We start from the raw sequence: 20,249 nt of genomic DNA on the forward strand, positions 1-20,249 counted from the left end.
ATGTCCTCCGACATGCGGCGCGCTCGCTGGCAGATCGATTTAAGGCTCTTTGATCTCGTCAAAGGCCGGGAAGACGGATTGCATTTTTTTCTTGATCTCGCAGATCTCATCGATCCATCTGGCGTGCTTGCTCACCGTGGAGATCGATGTGCCGTAGCGCTGCGCCACCTCGTGGTACGAGATGGTCCGGCGATGCATCTTGGCTGTCAGATACTCGAGCGCCGCCGCCCATGCCTCTGCCCGATGGATCTTGGGGACCTCGGGGTAGAGCCGCGAGAGGAACTCGACCCACAGCGTCAGCAGATCGTAGCGCTGGATCATGTCGTATTGCTTGTTCATGCGGGTCAGCGCCGCCTCGAGCACCTCCTGCCACTGCGGCATCCAGACCGGCAGCCGCGAGGGCATGCGGTTCGCCTCAACGGTCGTACGCTGGCCATCCAGCACCGCCTCCAGCGCCTCGTGCACACCGATCGACCGGAGCACGAAGATGGCGATCCGCTTCAGGTCGTCCTCCTCATCTGGCTCCAGCAGGAAGGCTTGCAGCGCGTCCTTGACCTCGCTGTCGGCGATCAGCCCAAGCGCCTGGATGACCTGCAGCTTGGTATGCCGGTCGCCATGACGCAGCGCCCAAAAAAACGACGAGCGCACGAGCGGGTCGCGCTTCAGATGATCGGGCAGCGTGCCGCCCGGCGATGTCTCCCACTGCCGGAACTGTTCCTCGAACGGCAGATGGTAATGATAGCTTGACGGCGGCGGCTCCTCGCCGCTGCGGATCTGCGCGAGCTGATCCATATAATAGCGCGGGATGCGCGATCCCGGGTCCAGCTTGGCCGCCTGCCGCCACAGTCGCTCGGCCTCGTCGTAGCGAGTCAGGCTGACGGCAGCGACGGCGTTGTAATGATACAGACAGGGATCCTGCTGCAGCTCGACATCCTTGAGCAAGCGCCGGAAGTGTCGATACGCCGACTCATGTTCCCCTAATATGCCCATCGTCGTCGCCAGCTTAAACACATGCTCCTGGTGGAAGGGATACGTCTTGCGGAGCTGCTCGACGAGCGCGTCCAGCGCCTCCTCGTCCCCCGCATGCTGACGGAAGATCGCCAGATTGCACAGTGCATGCAGGTTGCCCGGCTCTGCCTGAAGCACCTCCTGGGTCGCTGTCATGCCCTTGTCGAACAAGCCCATGTAATAATAAGCGAGCGCCAAATTGTTGCGGGCAGCGAGGAAGTCGGGGCGCTTCTTGACCATCTGCTCCAGCATCCGCACCGCTTCGACGAACTTGCCCTCCTCGAGCAGCTTGCGCGCCTGATCATGCTCCTGGAGGCTCTCCCGAGACTTGATCGTCGCCTGGCGCGGCGGCCGCTCCAGCTCGTAATGGAGCAGCTCCATCATCTCCTCGGCTTCCTCGAGGAACTGCCCTTCCTCGTCTTCCTCGAGATACTTGACGAGCGCATCCTCCGCCGACTCGTAGCGCTCCAGGTTGGCATAGTTGTTCGCCATATAGAAGTGACACTCCGTCATCGTCGGCTCCAGCTCCTCGAGGATGCGGCCGAGGATACGATTGGACTCCTCGTATTGCCCCATCTCCGACAGGATGCCCGCCATATTGCAATGATTGACCGGATTATCCGGCTCGTACTCGACCGCCCGCCGGAAGTACTTCAGTGCCTTGTCGTAATGATATCGATCCAGAGAGCGTACCGCTCGTTCGAAAAAAAACGTCGCGTCCAATTGAATTGCGATCACCTTGGCGCGACCGCCCGCAGCCAGTCGTTTCTTCCCCTTCACCTGCAAGACACCTCCCGGCACTTCGAATTTGGTACGATTATACCATAGCTTCCCGCCGCAATACACTACAGGACGCACAGGCGAGTCAGAATACGTCCGGAGGTTGGACGTGCGTCCTTCCCGGCAGCCCGCCTACCCCCGTTCACGCCAAACAGCAAGCACGAACGATGCTTGCTGCCGGAGTGTCTTTGCAAGAGGAGGCCTACCGGCTCAGCGGTGCGCGCTGCCGATAGGCCCAGCCTCTAGATGCCTGCGTTTTTGAACAGCGTGCTGATCGAGCCGCCTTGCATGATGATGCGCGTAGCCTCAGCCAGCATCGGCGCGACGGTCAGAACTGTGAAGCGATCGGATCGGGATGCTGGCAATTGGATCGAATCCGTGACGATCACTTCTTTAATATTGGGATGGTCCAAACGCTGCAACGCAGGTCCCGAGAACAGCGGGTGCGTCGCGCACACATAGATATCCTCGGCGCCGCGCTCCTTGAGCCCTTCGACAACGTTGACGATCGTCGTGCCGGTATCGATCAAGTCCTCGATGATGATTGGCGTCTGGCCCTCGACATCGCCGATGACATGCGTGATGACCGACTCGTTGTGCGCCGGACGCTTCTTGATCATGATGGCAAACGGAGAGTCCAGGTAGTTGGCCAGCTTCTCCGCCGTGGACGCCCGTCCGGCATCCGGCGAGACGACGACCGGATTTTTGATGTTTTTCTTCTTCAGATAGTCGCTCAGGATATCCAGCGCGGTCAGATGATCGACCGGGATGTTGAAGAAGCCCTGGATCGCCGGCGCATGCAGATCGATCGTGATGACGCGGTCCGCTCCGACCGTCGTCAGCACATCCGCCACCATCTTCGCCGAGATCGGCTCGCGCGGCGCCGCTTTGCGCTCCTGACGGGCATAGCCGTAGTAAGGCACGATGATGTTAACCGTACGGGCCGAGGCGCGCTTGGCCGCATCGATCATGACCAGCAGCTCGACGAAGTTCTCGTTGATCGGATGGGAGAACGACTGCACGATGAAAACATCGCAATTGCGAATCGTTTCTTCATAGTGGACATAGACCTCGCCGCTTTTAAAACGGGAGATTTTGATCTTGCCGAGCGTCTGTCCGAGCTCTGTACAGATCCTTTCGGCCAGCTGCTGGTTCGAGGAACCAGAGAAAATTCGCAACTTATCGCTAAACATGATACCCTCCTGAGCGTTTGAACCGTTTGTATTCTTCTTGCCTGCACCGCTTCATGACATGCCGTAACTTTAGTCGCGAGTTGATCGCGCATTATTCACCATCTATTATACATGCTAGCGGCCAATTTTCAAAAGCGGATCATCTCGCGCCGCCGCTCGCGGAAGGTCGCCAGCTCCGCAAACCCAAGCTCCCGCAGCAATTGACGCCCCTCATCCAAATATTGGCCGAGTCGCTCCGGCTGATGCGCGTCCGAACCGAGCGTCAGCGGCAGCCCGATCTCGCGAGCATATGCGAGCATGTGTCTCGATGGGAACATCTCTGCACAAGGGGTGCGCAGCCCCGACACGTTGAGCTCGATCGCCAGATCATGGCGCTTCACACAATCCAGCGCTGCCCGCTCGAGCGCCGTCACATCCTCGTCCGGCTTGTAGCCGAACCGCTTGATGACATCGATATGGCCGATGTAGTCGTACAAGCCCGTCGCCGCCGCCTTCTGCACCGCATCGTAGTACTGCTCGTACACCTGCAGTCGATCGCGTCCCTCCCAGCCCGCCGTCTGCCGGAAGTCGGTAATGTCCCACTCGCCGAGGAAGTGAACGGAGCCGATCACATAGTCCCAGGGATAGCTCGTCACGATCGTCTCGATCTGCTCCTCCCAGCCTTCGATGTAATCGCCCTCCAGACCGACACGGATATCGATCTGGCCGCGGTACTTCGCCTGCAGCTCGAAGCACTCCTCGACGTAGCCTGCAAGCTCTGCCATCGGCATCGCCATCTCCGGGTAGTACGTCGCCGGATCGACGTGCAGCAGCGGCATATGATCGGAGAGCCCGAGCTGATCCAGCCCGATCTCGATCCCCCGCTTCACATATTCCTCCAACGTGCCTACCGCATGGCCGCAGCGGGCATGATGCGTATGGTAGTCAATGTTCATTGCTCTCGCCTCCCGGATCGGCGCTGCGCTAGCGCATCTTGTTGGTTGTCGGCTTGCCGTGCCGCTGACCGAGCTCGCGCATGACGTCGTCGAGCGACAGGCCGCGCTCCCGCATGAGCACCATCAGGTGGAAGAACAGGTCGCTCATCTCGCTGCGCAGCTCGTCGTTGTCCTGATTTTTCGAAGCGATCACGACCTCAGTCGCCTCTTCGCCGACCTTTTTCAGGATCTTGTCGATCCCCTTCTCGAACAGGTAGGTCGTATACGCGCCCGCCGGACGCTCGGCATAGCGTTGAGCGATCGTCGCCTCCAGCTGGTTGAGCATCGCGAAGCGATCCGACGCCTCGCGCGGGTCTGCAGTCGCCCCCGGCACCTCGATGTCGTTGAAAAAGCAGCTATAGCGCCCCGTATGGCACGCTGCGCCGTTCTGCTCGACGCGCACCAGCAGCGTATCGCCATCGCAATCGTAATGCATCGAGCGAATCTTCTGCGTATGCCCGGAGGTCGCCCCCTTATGCCACAGCTCCGCCCGCGAGCGGCTCCAGAACCACGTCTCGCCGCTATCGATCGACCGCCCCAGCGACTCGCGATTCATATACGCCATCATCAATACTTCCTTGCTCACCGCATCCTGCACGATCGCCGGCACCAAGCCGTCCGCGTTCCAGCTGATTTGCGCCAGCAATGTCTCCCGATCTGTCGTCATCGGACCTCTACTCCCTTCTGCAGCAGATCATCCTTGACCTGTCTGATCGTCAGTTCCTTATAATGGAAAATCGTCGCCGCCAGCCCGGCGTCGGCCTGGCCTTCCTCGAATACCTCGGCGAAATGCTCGATCCGACCTGCTCCGCCCGAGGCGATGACCGGGATCGACAACGTCGATGAGACGGCCTTGGTCAGCCCGATATCAAAGCCGTCCTTGGTGCCGTCGGCGTCCATGCTCGTCAGCAGGATCTCGCCCGCACCGAGCTTCTCCACTTCCTTGGCCCAGGCCAACGCCCGGATACCCGTCGCGTTGCGGCCGCCGTGCGTGTAGACCTCCCACTCGCCCCATTCGCTGTTATACTTCGCGTCGATCGCCACCACGATACATTGCGAGCCGAACTTGCGCGCTCCCTCGGAGACGAGCTGCGGGCTGCGGATCGCCGCCGTGTTGATGCCGATCTTGTCGGCGCCGGCGCGCAACAGCCGCTTCATATCGTCGACATGGCCGATGCCGCCGCCCACCGTAAATGGGATCGTAATCTCGCCCGCTGTACGCTGCACGACATCGACCATCGTCGCCCGGCCTTCGTGCGAGGCCGAGATGTCGAGGAAGACCAACTCGTCGGCGCCTTCTACATCATACGTTGCCGCCAGCTCGACAGGATCGCCGGCATCGCGCAGATTGACGAAGTTGACGCCCTTGACCACCCGACCGTCCTTGACGTCCAGACAAGGAATAATACGTTTTGCTAACATGACTCTACCACCTCCAGGATCGTTTTCTTACGCTGCACAGACCTCGGCTTTCACGAGCCGCCAGTGCTTATCGTTGCGCCACTTGCGGGCTGCCGGTCAGCGCCAGAAAGTTGTCCAGCAGCCGCATGCCCAGCTCGCCGCTCTTCTCCGGGTGGAACTGCATGCCGAATACCTGGCCGCGCCCGACGATCGCCGTCACATCCTGATAATAGTCCGTCGTCGCCAGCAGATCAGCAGGATCGGCGGGTCTCGCGTGATAGGAGTGGACGAAGTACACATGCCCCTCTGTCAGTCCGTTGAACAGCGGGCTCTCCTGGCGGAACGTCAGCCGGTTCCAGCCCATATGCGGCACCTTGTAATCGCCTCTGAACCGGACCACCTCGCCGGGCAGCAGGTCGAGCCCCGCATTGTCGCCGTGCTCCTCGCCCTTGCTGAAGAGCAGTTGCATACCTAGGCAGATACCCAGCAGCGGCTTGCCGCTATCTGCGTAGAACCGAGTCACCTCGTCCAGCCCGGTATTGCCCAGATTTTGCATCGCATCGCCGAATGCGCCGACGCCTGGCAGGATCGCCCCGTCGGCCTCCAGGATCTCCTGCGGCTCGGCGGTCACCCGCACCTCGTAGCCGAGGCGCTCGACCGCTTTGCTGACGCTGTGCAGATTGCCCATGCCATAGTCGATGATCGCGATCATGCTAGAGCACCCCTTTCGTCGAAGGCACTCCTTGCACACGAGGATCGATCGAGGTCGCTTCGTCGAGCGCCCGGCCGAGCGCCTTGAACACCGCCTCGATCATGTGATGCGTATTGTGGCCGTAGTGGACGATGACATGCAACGTCATCCGCGACTCCAGCGCCAGCTTCCACAGGAACTCATGCACCAGCTCCGTGCTGAAGCTGCCGACCTGCTGGGACGGATACTCTGCCCGATACTCGAAGTGCGGGCGATTGCTCATATCGATGATGACCTGAGCGAGCGCTTCGTCCATCGGTACGAATACGCTCGCGTAGCGCTTGATGCCCCGCTTGTCGCCGAGCGCCTCCCGCAACGTCTGGCCGAGGCAGATCCCGATATCCTCCACTGTGTGATGGTCGTCGATATCGATATCGCCGTTCGCATCGACCTTCAGGTCGAACAGGCCGTGCTTGGCGAACAGATCCAGCATATGATTGAGGAACGGCACCCCGGTCTCAAGCTCGGTTACGCCAGTGCCGTCGACATTAAAGGACAGCTTGATATCCGTTTCATTCGTTTTGCGCGCGACCTCGGCCGCGCGGCTATGTTGCTCCGTCATCTTGATCCCTGCTTTCGATAAGTATATAGACTGTCGCTGGAGGAGCAGGCGCACGCCCCAGCGCCCTCTCTGCACTCCAAGGGGCGCCCGCACGGGCTAGCCCCACTCGCGGGGCAATCGCTTATAAGTGCGGCTAGCTCCACTCGTGGAAATCGCTTATTGGCGCAGCTAGCCCCGCTCCTGGCGCAGCCGCAGCTCGATCGCCCGGGCGTGGCCCTCCAGCCCTTCGTGACGAGCCAGCGTCATGATCGCCTCGCCACTCTCCAGCAGCGCTTCCTTGCTGTAGTGAATGAGACTCGACTTCTTCAGGAAGTCATCGACATTGACCGGCGAGGAGAAGCGCGCCGTGCCATTGGTCGGCAGGATGTGATTGGGCCCGGCGAAGTAATCGCCGACCGGCTCCGAGCTGTACGGACCGAGGAAGATCGCCCCGGCATTCTCGATGCTGCCCAGCAGCTGCATCGGATCGGCGGTCATCACCTCCAGATGCTCCGGCGCCATCTGATTGATGACGCGCACGCCCTCGGCGAGCGACTCGACGAGCAGCACAGCTCCGTAGCTGTCGATCGACTTGCGGGCGATCGTCTCGCGCGGCAGTGTCGACAGCTGGCGCTCTACCTCCGCCGCCACCGCTTCGCCCAGCGCCCGCGACGGCGTCACCAGCACAGCCGAGGCCATCTCGTCATGCTCGGCCTGCGACAGCAGATCAGCGGCCACATAGCCCGGATCGGCCGTCTCATCCGCCAGCACGGCGATCTCGCTTGGTCCGGCGATGCTGTCGATATCGACGACGCCGAACACCGCCCGCTTCGCCAGCGCGACATAGATGTTGCCCGGTCCGGTGATCTTGTCGACCGGCGGGATGCTGTCCGTCCCGTAGGCCAGCGCCGCTACCGCCTGAGCGCCGCCGACTCTGTACATCTCCTCCACCCCCGCCTCTGCCGCCGTGACGAGGATATACGGGTTGATGCCCGGCACGCCGCCGGTCGCGGGCGGCGTCACCATGACGATCTCGGGCACCCCGGCCACCTGGGCCGGGATGACATTCATGAGCACCGAGGATGGATAGGCCGCCTTGCCGCCAGGCACGTAGACGCCGACGCGGCGCAGCGGCCGGATGATCTGGCCGAGCAACGTGCCGTCCGGCTGCAGATCCATCCACGAGTTGCGCTTTTGCTTCTCATGGAAGGCGCGGATATTCGCCGCGGCGGCGCGGATCGCAGTCAGGAACTCCGGCTCAACCTTGCTGTAGGCCGCCTCGATCTCCTCCGCCGTCACGCGCAGCGTGGCTGCGTCCAGCGTCATCCGGTCATGCTCCTCCGTATAGCGCAGCAGCGCAGCATCTCCTTCGTGGCGGACGTCGGCGACGATGCGCGCGACAGCTTCATTCTGCTCCGGCGAGCCGTATTCGACCTCGCGGCTCAGGTTAAATTCGCTAGCTGGCATGATCCGCATGCCGATCTCCCCCTTCGCTCTCTTGCGTATCTTCAGACATGCTGCCGCTGCGCCGAGATCGTTCGCTGCAGCCGGTCGCATAAGCTTTGGATCGCCTCGTTTTTCATCCGGTAGCTGACACGGTTGGCGATCAGGCGGCTCGTGATGCCGAAGATCGACTCCATCTCTACCAGTCCGTTCTCCTTGAGCGTCTGCCCGGTCTCGACCATATCGACGATCCGATCGGCCAGGCCGATCAGCGGCGCCAGCTCGATCGAGCCGTTCAGCTTGATCACCTCGACCTGCTGTCCCTGCTCGCGGAAGTACTGCGAGGCGACATTGGGATACTTGGTCGCGACCCGGGGATGGATCGACGGCTGCCAGTCCGGCAGACCGATCACCGACATCCGGCACTTGGCGATGCCCAGGTCGAGCAGCTCGTAGACATCCTTGTTTTCCTCCATCAGCACATCCTTGCCGACGATGCCGATATCCGCCACTCCGTACTCGACATACGTCGGCACATCGACCGGCTTGGCCATGATGAACGCCATCTTCACCTCGGGGATCTCGATGATCAGCTTTCGCGTATCGTCAAAATCGCTCGGGATCGGCAATCCCGCTTCCCGGAACAGCTTGGAGGCCTGCTTGTAGATGCGGCCCTTGGGCATCGCCACCTTCAGCAACTCTGTCTCCTGCTCTCTCATCGGCCCGCTCCTCCTCTCGTACGGCTGTCCAGCGACAGCACCTCGTCGAATGCGCCTTGCTCACGATCCCAAGCGTCCCAGTCGCTCACCTTGCTGGTCACTGCGATCTCGCCTGCTGCCCTGCGCGCGCCCGCTGCCGCCAGCGCCTCGGCGCGGCTGTCGTCGTCATAGCCGATCAGGACGCGTCGCGGTCCCGACTCACGCTCGCCCTCCACCAGATCGAGGATACGCGTCGTCTTGATCGCGAAGCCCGTCGCAGGGGCCGGACGGCCAAACTGCTGCAGCAGATTGTCGTAGCGCCCGCCGCTGACGACCGGGAATCCCAGGTCGGCGGCATAGCCCTCGAACGTCATTCCGGTATAATAGGAAAAGTCGCCGATCATCGTCAGATCGATCAACACCTGATCGCGCACGCCATACGCCTCCAGCACCTCCCAGATCTGACACAGATGACGGATCGAGGCTTGCGCCGTCGCATTGCCGCTTAGCTCCAGCGCTTGCCGGCACACCTCCTCGCCGCCCCGCAGCCGCAGGATCGCCTCCAGCTCGCAGCGCGTCGCCTCAGGCAGCTCCAGCTGCGCCAGACGCTCTCGGTAGCCGACATAGTCGCGGCCGAGCAGACACGCCTTCAGCTGCTCCTGCGCCTCGCTCTGACCGCTCAGCATCTCCTCGAACAGTCCGTTCAGGAATCCTACATGGCCGATCGCGATCTTGAACCGCTGCACGCCGGCTGCTTGCAGCGATGCGATCGCCAGCGCCACCATCTCGGCATCGGCCTCCGGCGACGCGTCGCCGACCAGCTCGACGCCCGTCTGGAAAAACTCCGCCTCGCGCCCCGCCTCTTCCTCGATCGAGCGGAACACATTGGAGTGATAGGACAGTCTGAGCGGGAACGCAACCTCCTTGAGCAGCGAAGAGACGACGCGAGCGATCGGGGCCGTCATATCGGAGCGCAGCACAAGCGTCGTGCCACGGTTGTTGAGCAGCTTGAACAGCTTTTGATCGGACGTCGAGCTGGCGACCCCGACCGTATCGTAATATTCCATCGTCGGCGTGATGATCTGCTCATAGCCCCAGCTCGCCATACAATCCAGCACCTGGCGTTCGACCTGGCGCAGCTTGGCGACCGCATGCGGCAGATAATCCTTGGCGCCGATCGGTTTTTCGAATACTTTTGGTTTCGACAAAAAATTCACCTTCAATTCGCTTTAGTTGGTTAACGTGCTACCATGCTACCAAAATAAAGAGTTTAGACGTAATATTATCATGAAATACCTTGCTCCGTCAACCATATCCCCTCCTGCATCCGGCCTGTTGAGCAATCGGTGCAGCAGGCTATCGAAGGGATGCACGAGCCCAGGCTACACTGTCCGATGCAAGATGATAAGCCGCACAATAGCCAACCTAACTAAGCATGTATCACCAAGAAACTTGCGCCAGGACGCCTACAGCGACGTGTATCGGCACGTTGACGCAAGATACTTTCGTTGAAGCGCTGACGACAGCTCCTCTCCGGCGCGATAGCGCTAGAAAAAAGGCCGCTCGCAGGACAACCCGCAAACCGCCTTCCCTTTGTCTCCGCTTTGGCTCGTAACAATGACTCGAGAGCTGTGCTAGTCATCAGCCCTTCCCACTCGTTGCTCCTCCGCACGCTCCGCCAGCGCCGTCTCGTTCTCCCCGATCACCTGCATCGGGTTGCCGCCGACGAAGGCATAGGCCGGCACATCCTTATGGACCAGCGAGCCTGCGGAGACGATCGCGTGATCGCCGATCGTCACGCCTGGCAGGATCGTCGTATTGGCGCCGATCATCACATGGTCGCCGATCCGCACATCGCCGAGTCGGTACTCGCGGATCAGATACTCATGCGTAAGGATCGTCGTATTGTAGCCGATGATGCAGTTGTCTCCGATCCGGATGCGCTCCGGGAAGAAGACATCGACCATCACCATCAGCGCAAACGAAGCGTAGCGCCCGACCTTCATCCCGAGGACATGGCGGTAAATCCAGTTTTTCACCGGCAGGATCGGACAGTAGCGAGCGAACTGGATAGCGATAAAGTTGCGCACCGCCTTCCATGGGCTAACCGTCCGGTATACCTGCCAGAGCGCGTTGGGGCCCTCTACCGGGTACCGCTCAACGTTTCTCAAGCGGCTCCCGCTCCAACCCGGCCAGTGTGAGCAGCTCTCGCATATCATGGATGATGTAGTCTGCCCCGGCCTCGCGCAGCATCGCCTCGCCCTTGAGCGACCAGGCGACGCCTACGGAGCGCACCCCTGCGGCTGCGGCCGACTGAATATCGACGATGCTGTCGCCGACCATCAGCGCCGTCTCCGACGATGCGCCGAGTCGCTGCAGCGCTAGCTCGACCGGCTCGGCGTCCGGCTTCGGCCGCTCGACATCGTCGAGCGTGACGATCGCCGACATATAGTCGCGGATGCCGACATGCTTCAGCCCGCGTTCCGTTGTCATCTGCATCTTGGTCGTCACGACGCCGAGCTTGAGTCCTGCGGCATGCAGCCGCTCCAGCACGTCATTGACATAAGGGAACGCCTGGACCAGATCGTCATGCAGCTGCAGATTGACCGTCCGGTACGCCCGGATCAGCTCCTCCACATCCTCGGCCCCCGAGAACTGCTGCAATTGTACGGCCAGCGGCAGTCCCATGCTGGGGATGATGTGCTCGCGTGTGAAGTCCGGCGGCACGATATCCTGCAATGCATGCAGGAACGATTGGATGATCAGCTCGTTCGTGTCCAGGATCGTTCCGTCCAGATCGAATAATACGGTTTGATAGTTTGCCATGCCGTTCTCCTTGCTTCCTTAAAATTCTACTCCTTGTCCTGCTTTTTATCGTTGCCGTTCGCTTGATTGCTATTCGTCGGGTCGCCTTGACGATCGCCATTCGGCGATTCGCCGATATCCTCGATGACCGTCATCACTTCATTCTTCTCCATCGTGACGAGCGGCTCGGACTCACGAGCCTCGGTTACGACTTCGTCCGCTTCATGCGTCGTCTCGGAGCCGTCTGCCTTGGTAGAGGCGATCGGATCGAGGTAACGCGCCGATGCGGCTCCCGTCGCCCGCCGGATCACGATCAACGCCACGCAGATCAGGATGATGAGGAGCGCGAGCAGCTGCGAGATGCGGACATTGCCGTATCCCGGATCGAGCGCGCCCGCAGTGAAGACGCCGGTCATCGGCGACCACAAGCCCGCGATTATCGACACGAGCCAATCCGGTCCCTGGAAGGCCAGGCTGTCGGTGCGCAGACCTTCGATGAAGAAGCGGCCGATCGAATACCAGATGAAGTAAGACAGGAGCAGCTCGCCGGCACGCAGGAACCGCTGACGACGCAAGACGAACAACAGCAGCAAGCCGACGAAGCTCCATACCGACTCATAGAGGAAGGTCGGATGACGGAACAGCCCGTCGATATACATCTGATCGACGATCCATGAAGGCAGATGCAGCGTCTCGCGCAGGAACGATTGGCCGACAGGCTCGCCATGCGCTTCCTGGTTCATAAAGTTGCCCCAGCGCCCGATCATCTGGCCCGCGATCAGCGAAGGCGCGCAGATGTCGGCGATCCGCCAGAAGTTATATCCCTTGTAGCGGAAGTAGAAAAACCCGCAAATCAAGGCGCCGATCAGCGCTCCGTAGATGGCGATACCGCCATTCCAGATCTTGAACACATCGATCAGGTTGTTCTGGTATTCATCCCACTTGAACGCCACATAATAGATGCGCGCGCCGATGATGGCCGATGGCACGCCAAGCAGCAGCAGGTCCATAAAGAAGTCGGGCGCGATCCCAAAGCGCTTGCCCTCCCTGACGGCTAGCAGCAGCCCGACCAGCGCGGCGCAGCCCAAAATGATACCGTACCAATTGACCGTAAGCGGTCCCAGCTCGAAGGCAATCGGATTCAGACTCAAAAGACCGTGACTTATCCAGTTCATGCTTCCTTAAGCTCCTTTACTCATAATCGTCAATATCGTCTGCGATTGTCTCGGTGAGCTTGTTGGTGAACTGCAACGCTGCATTGTAACCCATGCGCTTCAGTCGGTAGTTCATCGCTGCGACCTCTATAATGACCGCGAGGTTCCGGCCCGGACGGACCGGCACTGTGATCAGCGGCACCTCGGTGTCGATGATGCGCGTCGTCTCCTCGTCGAGTCCGAGACGGTCGTATTGTTTCTCTTGCTGCCAATTCTCCAGCTTGATGACGACGCTGATTCGCTTGCTGCTTAGCACTGCGCCTGCGCCGAACAGCGTCATCACATTGATAATGCCAAGCCCCCGGATCTCGAGCAGATGGCGGATTAGCTCCGGCGCCGCACCGTGCAGCTGTCCATCGGACATCTGCCGGATCTCGACCGCATCGTCGGCGACGAGCCGATGGCCGCGCTTGACGAGCTCAAGCGCCGTCTCGCTTTTGCCGATGCCGCTGCTCCCCGTGATCAGCATGCCGATGCCGTAGATATCGACCAGGACGCCGTGGATCGTCGCGGTTGGCGCCAGTTTTTTCTCCAGGAAGTTGGTAATCCTGCTGATCAGGCTCGTCGTAGCGACGCCGCTGCGCAGCACCGGGATCGACTTCTCCTCCGCCCGCTCGAGCAGCTCCTGAGGCGCACTCAGGCCGCGTGTGACGATGATGCAGGGCGTCTCGGGATCGCATAGCCGCTCCAGTCGATCTACCCGTTCCTCGGTGTCCAGCGTCTCCAGAAAGGCCAGCTCCGTCCGCCCCAGGATTTGCACGCGTTCATTGGGATGATAGTGAAAGTACCCCGCCATCTCTAGTCCGGGACGGTACAGATCGTCAACCGTTATGCCTCTCTTCAGTCCGTCTTCGCCAGCGAGCAGCTCCAGCTGGAATTGCTGGACGAGCTCTGACACCTTCACTCTCTTGGGCATTCCATGGCCTCCTTACATCCGGCTTTTGCCGGGTTTCGCTTGTCATGTACGCGATAACTTCAATGTATCCATCGTATAGGAATTAGGCGCCGAAAGCAACAAAAGCCGCACCACGCGGCCGCCAATTTTGCAACAGGGAACGCTTGGCGCGCGCTCCTTCGTCGCATCAAAAAAGCAGCCGCCCGGATATCCGGACGACTGCTTGGTTATAAGATAAGGGGGGAATTTAGCTTTCGAATACGTTCAGCTCAGTTGTGATATCGAACATATGAACCTTGTTCATATCGATCGCCAGCTTGACGTTGATGCCGTCAGTGACAGTCGAGCGGCCGTCTACACGGGCGATAACTGTCTCTGTTCCAAGACCGTTCAGGTACAGGTACTTCTCGTGACCGAGGTTCTCGGATACTTCCACGTGGGCGTTCACTACGCTGTTCGGGGAAGCTTCGATGAAGACCGGCTCATCGTGGAAGTCCTCAGGACGGATGCCCATGATCGCTTCTTTGCCAACCAGGCCTTTTTCACGAACGATCTGTGCTCTGCCTTCAGTCAGAGCTACGTCGACGCCGTTTGTTTTGAAACGGATCGAGCCGCCTTGCTCAGACAGTGTACCCTTGATGAAGTTCATCGAAGGCGCGCCGATGAAGCCTGCTACGAACATGTTGACCGGACGGTTGTACAGCTCTTCCGGCGAAGCCGTCTGCTGGATGAAGCCGTCCTTCATAACGACGATACGGTCGCCCATCGTCATCGCTTCGATCTGGTCATGCGTTACGTAGATCGTTGTTGTTTCCAGACGTTTGGTCAGCTTGCTGATCTCAGCGCGCATCTGACCGCGGAGCTTGGCGTCCAAGTTGGAGAGCGGCTCATCCATGAGGAATACTTGCGGTTCGCGTACGATCGCGCGGCCCAAGGCAACACGTTGACGCTGACCGCCGGAGAGCGCCTTCGGCTTACGGTCGAGCAAATGCTCAATATCGAGAATTTTGGCAGCATCGCGAACGCGCTTGTCAATGTCTGCTTTTTTGAATTTGCGAAGTTTCAGACCAAATGCCATGTTTTGATACACGTTCATATGCGGGTACAAAGCGTACGATTGGAATACCATCGCGATGTCGCGATCTTTCGGGGCTACGTCGTTTACGAGACGCTCGCCAATGAACAGCTTACCTTCAGAGATTTCTTCAAGACCGGCAATCATCCGCAGTGTTGTCGATTTCCCGCAACCGGAAGGTCCTACGAGTACCAAGAACTCCTTGTCCTTGATGTCCAAGTTGAAGTCTGTAACCGAAGCCGTTTCGGAACCGGGATATTTTTTGAAGATGTGCTCTAAGCGTACGCCTGCCATTTTGTTTCCCCCTAAACATTTGGTGGTTTACTTGTCACTATCTATCTTAGCTTAGTCGTCCGCAGATGACTATGCACATACTTTACAAAAAAACTACTTTCTTTTCGTCACTTTATACAATAGCAATATGATCTTCACTAATACTGCGTCGCGGAACAACCGGACATCGAGCCCTGTCTCCTGCTTCAGCTTGTCTAGTCTGTACAACAGCGTGTTGCGATGAATGTACAGCTTTTTGGCGGTCTCGCTAACGTTGCAATCGAGGCGGAAGAAGGTCTCGAGCGTCATCAATATCTCCGGCTCGAGCAGGACGTCCGACCGGTTGAGCAACTGCTCCATGTACTCGGCCCTGCGGGAATCCGGGATGCTGTTGAGCAGCCGTTCCAGATGCAGCATCCAGGGCAGGTGGACATTCTCCCCGACATGGAACTTGCGGCCGAGGAATACAGTCTCTCGCAGCAACGACGTCGTCTCGACGATCGTCTTGGCCGGACCAATCGGCTGTCCCACCGCCAGATGGCACTCGCCGACCCACTCGCTCGCCAGCATGCCGTGCAAGCCCGAGCACATCGAGGCCAGCAGCTCCAACGTCGATTCCTCTTCGCCGTCGTTGCGGTCCTCCGTCTCGGCGTCGCTGAGCAGCGACATCGGTCCGAGGATGAGCCATTCCTGCTCCTTTAGCGGGATCAACATCACCTCTTCGATGAAAAACGAGTTCAGCAGCTTCTCCAGCTCGGCATACGTATTGCGCAGCCGCTCATGCTCGCTGACGAGCAGGAACGGAATCATATCCGCATAGAGGCGACCGCCAAAAGTCAGCGACTCAGGCACCTGTTCATGCAGATCGCCGCTCTCAAGCTGCGTAGCCAGCCAGGCCCCGAGCTCCTCTGCCTGACGCTCCGCCTCTTGGGCCGCCTGCGGCGCCGTGGGCTTGACCGGCTTCATATGCTCAATCGTCCAGGACAGCAACCGCCGCTCCGTCACACTGATGTGCTCGAGCTCAAGCTCGATGACCTCCACATGCGCCCTCTCCATCCGGACCGCATACCAGATCCGGCCGCCAGCCACCTCAACACTCGCCCCCGGCGAGGGCTCCAGTGGCGTTAGCGCGCCGCCTTCCAGACTTGCGTTGTTCCACTCCTGCAGATCGACTCTCAAAACACGCAACGGGCTGTTCAGGATCTGCTCCAGTTGCTCTTTCCACTGCGCAGTGCTCATGCTTGGCTGTGCTCCTATCCGCATCGCTTTGGAATGCCCTTTTAGGCCATTGTATCACAAACAAAAGAGCGGATTAAACCGCGCCCTCCTCTTCCCCTTCAACAGGCAAAGGAATTAAGAAGGAGACTACTGTGCCTTCGCCTGGCTTGCTGCGGACCGACAGTCCTTGACCGTACCGCTGTTTTATCCGGCGATCGGTATTGTACAAGCCGATCCCCCCTTGCGGCGGCTCATCGCCACCTACTAGCTGCGCTGCCTTGTGCTCCGGCATCCCGACGCCATCGTCGGCGATCTCCAGCAACACGCCTGACGCTATGCGTATCGCGCGCACCGTCACGGTGCCGCCTCGCGTGCGACTCATCAAGCCGTGCCGCACCGCGTTCTCGACCAACGGCTGCAGCGTCAATGGCGGCAGCGTGAGACCAACCGCCGCTTCGACATCGAGCGCCACCGACAGCCGCTCGCCGAACCGTTCCCGCTCGATATACAGATACGCCTGCACCAGCTCCATCTCATGGCGGAACGGCACGACCGCTTTGACGTTCAGGAAGTTGAAGCTGATCCGCAGATACGAAGCAAAAGCCTCAATGAGCGCTTGCATCTTCTCAACGTCAAAATCGCTCAGCGCCGCAATCGAATTCAATGTGTTGAAGAGGAAGTGCGGCTGAATCTGGGCCTGCAAATAGGCTGCCTCCAGTCGCAGCGTATCGTGCACGGACTGCTTGAGCGCGGTCAGCGAGCCTGCGCGGAAGCGCAGCTCCATCGCTTCGACCGGCTTGGTTACATAGTCGTTGGCGCCAGCCATAAATCCTGCCGATACATCCTCCGGACCGCTGCGAGCGGTCAGCAGCAGGATCGGCAGCTCGAACAACTGGAACCGCTCGCGTACGCGCCGAGTCAGCTCGTAGCCGGACATCCCCGGCATCATCACATCGACGATCATCAAGTCCCAAGGCTCCGAGACGGCCAGCGCCAGCGCCGCCTCGCCGCTCTTCACCGTATGGACATGACAGTGCTCATGCGCCAGCAGCCCTACGAGAACCTTCAAGTTGACCGGATCGTCATCGACAGCTAGGATGCGCAGCTGTCTCGGGCTGCCATCTCTGCGTTCCAGCGGAGACCAGTTGGACATCGCGGCCTGATCCCGCTCATAAGGCGTCGACAGGACAGGCTGCGGCTCCGGCACTGCCGACTCCTGCTGCGACTCGTCCGTGTCTCCGCTAGCAGCGAGCGGCAGCCGCAAGGTAATGACAGAGCCAATGCCTGGCGTCGACTCAATCTCCAGCTCGCCCTCATGCAGATGCGCCAACTGGCTGGCAATGTGCAACCCCAGTCCGATGCCTCCGCTCGTCTCGCCTGGCCGTCCCTGCACATACCGCTCGAAGACGCGCTCCTGCAGTTCGGCATCCATGCCGCGCCCGGTATCCGATACACAGATCAGCGCCTGATCCCCTTCGCGCTCTGCCGTCACAGCGATCATGCCTCGATCGGTGTACTTGACCGCATTGTGAAGCAGGTTGAACAGGATTTGTACCAGACGATTCTCATCGGCATAGACCGGGGGAAAGTCGGCCGCTACCTCCATCCGCAGCTCAACAGGCTTGTCGTCGGTCATAAAGGACAACATATCCAATACACCTGCTGCGGTAGATTGGATCCGCACCGGCTCGCGACGCAACACGATTCGCCGTTCCTGCAGCCGCACCGCATCGAGCAGATCGCCCAGCATATGCGTCATTCGACGACTGAGGGTGATGAGCAGGTCCATGTCCTTGCGACTCTGTTCGCGCATGACCGCTCCTTCTTTGTCTACGACCGCCTGAGCGATGTTCATGATGCCATGCAACGGCGTTCTCAGCTCATGGGACGTATTCGCCAGGAATTCGTCCTTTTGCCGGTCGGCGAGCCGTAGCTGCATGTTCAGCCGTCGCTTTTCCTCCGAGTTGCGGAAGTATCGCTTGAACCAGTAGGCCGAAAAGCATATTAGCGCGCCAACGATATCAACAGGATAATAGATACCTCGCACCTGGTCCTGGTTGACGAATACGCCCCATCCTACGCTGGAGAGGATACACAGCGCAGCCAGCAACAGGTAGATGGCATCGTTGACCCGGCGCGCCACCAGCTTGATGATAATGCTGACCACCCCTGCAAGCGGCAGCACGTAGAGCAACAGCATCGGTTGAAAATTCGCATAGACATAATAGACAGACGACACATCGCTAACGAGGATAAACGCAACAAAAACGGTTAAAATCCCGGCGTAGAGTCGAAAAAGCAAGCCGGGCTTGCTAATGGTCGCAAAGCTGAAGGCTAGCAGCAGCATAAACAGGCTGACACCCAGATAGGCCAACAGGCGAATTTTAAGCATCCAGGTGTAATTGATCGGTAGCCACAGCTGCAAAATCAAGTCATGGTCGGCGATAATGGACAGCCCTACCATACATAATAGACCGAAAAAGATTAACAGCACGATATTCCGTCGATTGAACAAAAACAAGATCCCCGCATAGAGCGCATGTAGCATCATCACAACAAAGGCAATTAATTGAAAGGCTATGGAATACATCCGTTCATTGTCAATCGTCGCCTGGCTGCCAAACCGAATCGGACGAATAATGCCTCCCCTGCTCGGCTGGTCGTAATTCGCTACACGCACGACCAGCTCAAGCGTATCGTCATCGGGCGTGAAACTCGCCGTATACGTGATGTTCTCGGGACGATAGCCAGACTTGGTCTCGGCGACCTTGCCGAACATCGTCTCAGATCGCCCATTGATCTCCAACTGCGAGGAGGCCTGGATACTCTGAACCCATAGTCCGTAAGACTCCTGAAACTCCGGGTTCAGACGGACGAATAGACGATACGTGCCATAGCCGTAAGCATCGACTTGATCCGAATCAGCAAAACCATCGCGCCAATCGCCGGGCACGCGCAAGTAGACCGGCTGCGGCGCGTCTGCCGAAGCGAGCTGGTCATGCGTCAACAACTGCTCAGGATAGAATGCCCACTCCCCATCCAACTGAATCGAGGGCTTTTCCGCAAATGGCCACGATCGCAGATCCAGTACGCCTTGCTCCGCAAAGGGCTGCTCCGGCAGCTTGTTAGCTTCGTACCAAAACCAACGCAGACCGCATAGCAGCGCGATAAACAACAGCAGCAACAGAATCACGTTGCGTGTAAACAGACGTTTGGTCGATTTCATGACTTGTACATTCGACAACAAGCAGCATATCCCTCTTTCATGAGCAGTCAACACAAAAAAACCGTTCCCCGCGGCGTGAACCGAAGAAACAGCGTCGTAAACAAAACAGTGAGCCATGAAGGACTCGAACCTTCGACACCCTGATTAAAAGTCAGGTGCTCTACCAACTGAGCTAATGGCTCTCGGAATAAAAAACTGGTGGAGGATGATGGATTCGAACCACCGAACTCATAGAGAGCAGATTTACAGTCTGCCGCGTTTAGCCACTTCGCTAATCCTCCATATGAAAATGGTGGCTCGGGACGGAATCGAACCGCCGACACGAGGATTTTCAGTCCTCTGCTCTACCGACTGAGCTACCGAGCCTTGCGAATCAAAAAATGGCGGAGCTGACGGGATTCGAACCCGCGGTCTCCTGCGTGACAGGCAGGCATGTTAGGCCTCTACACCACAGCTCCACATAGGCAAAAAAAAACATGGTGGACGCTGACGGGATCGAACCGCCGACCCTCTGCTTGTAAGGCAGATGCTCTCCCAGCTGAGCTAAGCGTCCTTATGTAATTGGTAGCGGCAGAGGGGATCGAACCCCCGACCTCACGGGTATGAACCGTACGCTCTAGCCAGCTGAGCTATGCCGCCACAGATACATAATGCTGATCTGGGCTTGTCCCAGATAGCGATTCAGCGCTTGCACACTGAAAACTGGATGCGAAAGTCAAGCAAAAGGTCAATCGTAGCTGAGGTTGTTAGGATA

The 20,249-nt window shown here is 59.1% G+C and carries 17 protein-coding genes and 6 tRNA genes; all 23 read right to left on the minus strand.

Annotated features, from left to right (window positions below; translation table 11 throughout):
• Positions 1–39: 39 nt before the first annotated feature.
• The 23 genes from PA598K_RS02845 to PA598K_RS02955 all read right to left on the minus strand — a co-directional run bounded on the left by PA598K_RS02845 (position 40) and on the right by PA598K_RS02955 (position 20,134).
• On the minus strand, positions 40–1,788 hold the full coding sequence (locus tag PA598K_RS02845) for a tetratricopeptide repeat protein (RefSeq protein ID WP_128655400.1): 1,749 nt from the start codon (positions 1,786–1,788) through the stop codon (positions 40–42).
• A 242-nt stretch (positions 1,789–2,030) separates the two neighbouring features.
• Entirely contained in the window at positions 2,031–2,981 is a 951-nt protein-coding gene (locus tag PA598K_RS02850) for a ribose-phosphate diphosphokinase (protein WP_128655401.1), read from the minus strand.
• 128 nt (positions 2,982–3,109) lie between these two features.
• A complete protein-coding gene (gene hisJ / locus PA598K_RS02855) occupies positions 3,110–3,916 on the minus strand; it encodes a histidinol-phosphatase HisJ (protein WP_128655402.1) in 807 nt (268 codons plus the stop codon).
• 28 nt (positions 3,917–3,944) lie between these two features.
• Positions 3,945–4,622, minus strand: a complete 678-nt coding sequence (gene hisIE, locus PA598K_RS02860) for a bifunctional phosphoribosyl-AMP cyclohydrolase/phosphoribosyl-ATP diphosphatase HisIE (RefSeq protein WP_128655403.1) — start codon at positions 4,620–4,622, stop codon at positions 3,945–3,947.
• Entirely contained in the window at positions 4,619–5,377 is a 759-nt protein-coding gene (gene hisF / locus PA598K_RS02865; protein ID WP_128655404.1) for an imidazole glycerol phosphate synthase subunit HisF, read from the minus strand. The genes hisIE and hisF overlap by 4 nt, the downstream gene beginning before the upstream one ends.
• Positions 5,378–5,444: 67 nt before the next feature.
• Positions 5,445–6,068 (minus strand): imidazole glycerol phosphate synthase subunit HisH, encoded by a 624-nt coding sequence (gene hisH / locus PA598K_RS02870; protein WP_128655405.1) that lies wholly within the window; start codon positions 6,066–6,068, stop codon positions 5,445–5,447.
• Between the two features lies 1 nt (position 6,069).
• On the minus strand, positions 6,070–6,669 hold the full coding sequence (gene hisB, locus PA598K_RS02875; RefSeq protein WP_128655406.1) for an imidazoleglycerol-phosphate dehydratase HisB: 600 nt from the start codon (positions 6,667–6,669) through the stop codon (positions 6,070–6,072).
• 168 nt (positions 6,670–6,837) lie between these two features.
• Complete coding sequence (hisD, locus tag PA598K_RS02880; RefSeq protein ID WP_128655407.1) at positions 6,838–8,124, minus strand: histidinol dehydrogenase; 1,287 nt, start codon at positions 8,122–8,124, stop codon at positions 6,838–6,840.
• Positions 8,125–8,156: 32 nt separating this feature from the next.
• Positions 8,157–8,810 (minus strand): ATP phosphoribosyltransferase, encoded by a 654-nt coding sequence (gene hisG / locus PA598K_RS02885; RefSeq protein ID WP_128655408.1) that lies wholly within the window; start codon positions 8,808–8,810, stop codon positions 8,157–8,159.
• Positions 8,807–9,997: an ATP phosphoribosyltransferase regulatory subunit gene (locus tag PA598K_RS02890; protein ID WP_128655409.1), complete on the minus strand. Its 1,191-nt coding sequence runs from the start codon at positions 9,995–9,997 to the stop codon at positions 8,807–8,809. Before PA598K_RS02890 ends, hisG begins: the two co-directional genes overlap by 4 nt.
• A 426-nt stretch (positions 9,998–10,423) precedes the next feature.
• Positions 10,424–10,960, minus strand: coding sequence for an acyltransferase (locus PA598K_RS02895; protein WP_185601478.1), 537 nt, complete (start codon positions 10,958–10,960; stop codon positions 10,424–10,426).
• The gene (ppaX, locus tag PA598K_RS02900; RefSeq protein ID WP_128655411.1) at positions 10,947–11,615 is read right to left on the minus strand and encodes a pyrophosphatase PpaX; all 669 of its coding nucleotides are present in this window, start codon (positions 11,613–11,615) and stop codon (positions 10,947–10,949) included. Before ppaX ends, PA598K_RS02895 begins: the two co-directional genes overlap by 14 nt.
• Positions 11,616–11,641: 26 nt before the next feature.
• Positions 11,642–12,769 carry a prolipoprotein diacylglyceryl transferase gene (gene lgt / locus PA598K_RS02905; protein WP_128655412.1) on the minus strand — a complete coding sequence of 376 codons (1,128 nt, stop codon included), beginning with the start codon at positions 12,767–12,769 and terminating at the stop codon, positions 11,642–11,644.
• Between the two features lie 16 nt (positions 12,770–12,785).
• Positions 12,786–13,724, minus strand: a complete 939-nt coding sequence (gene hprK, locus PA598K_RS02910) for an HPr(Ser) kinase/phosphatase (RefSeq protein ID WP_128655413.1) — start codon at positions 13,722–13,724, stop codon at positions 12,786–12,788.
• A 226-nt stretch (positions 13,725–13,950) separates the two neighbouring features.
• The gene (locus PA598K_RS02915) at positions 13,951–15,072 is read right to left on the minus strand and encodes an ABC transporter ATP-binding protein (protein ID WP_128655414.1); all 1,122 of its coding nucleotides are present in this window, start codon (positions 15,070–15,072) and stop codon (positions 13,951–13,953) included.
• A 93-nt stretch (positions 15,073–15,165) separates the two neighbouring features.
• The gene (locus PA598K_RS02920; RefSeq protein ID WP_128655415.1) at positions 15,166–16,290 is read right to left on the minus strand and encodes a PucR family transcriptional regulator; all 1,125 of its coding nucleotides are present in this window, start codon (positions 16,288–16,290) and stop codon (positions 15,166–15,168) included.
• Positions 16,291–16,363: 73 nt separating this feature from the next.
• Positions 16,364–19,516 (minus strand): hybrid sensor histidine kinase/response regulator, encoded by a 3,153-nt coding sequence (locus PA598K_RS02925; RefSeq protein WP_260405237.1) that lies wholly within the window; start codon positions 19,514–19,516, stop codon positions 16,364–16,366.
• Positions 19,517–19,604: 88 nt separating this feature from the next.
• A tRNA-Lys gene (locus PA598K_RS02930) sits at positions 19,605–19,677 on the minus strand.
• 14 nt (positions 19,678–19,691) lie between these two features.
• Positions 19,692–19,776, minus strand: a tRNA-Tyr gene (locus PA598K_RS02935).
• Between the two features lie 9 nt (positions 19,777–19,785).
• A tRNA-Phe gene (locus PA598K_RS02940) sits at positions 19,786–19,861 on the minus strand.
• Between the two features lie 15 nt (positions 19,862–19,876).
• Positions 19,877–19,953 (minus strand) — tRNA-Asp (locus tag PA598K_RS02945).
• A 19-nt stretch (positions 19,954–19,972) separates the two neighbouring features.
• Positions 19,973–20,048, minus strand: a tRNA-Val gene (locus PA598K_RS02950).
• Positions 20,049–20,057: 9 nt separating this feature from the next.
• Positions 20,058–20,134, minus strand: a tRNA-Met gene (locus tag PA598K_RS02955).
• Positions 20,135–20,249 lie beyond the last annotated feature (115 nt).

Origin of the sequence: Paenibacillus sp. 598K (assembly GCF_003851045.1) — a bacterium.
Classification (GTDB): domain Bacteria; phylum Bacillota; class Bacilli; order Paenibacillales; family Paenibacillaceae; genus Paenibacillus_D.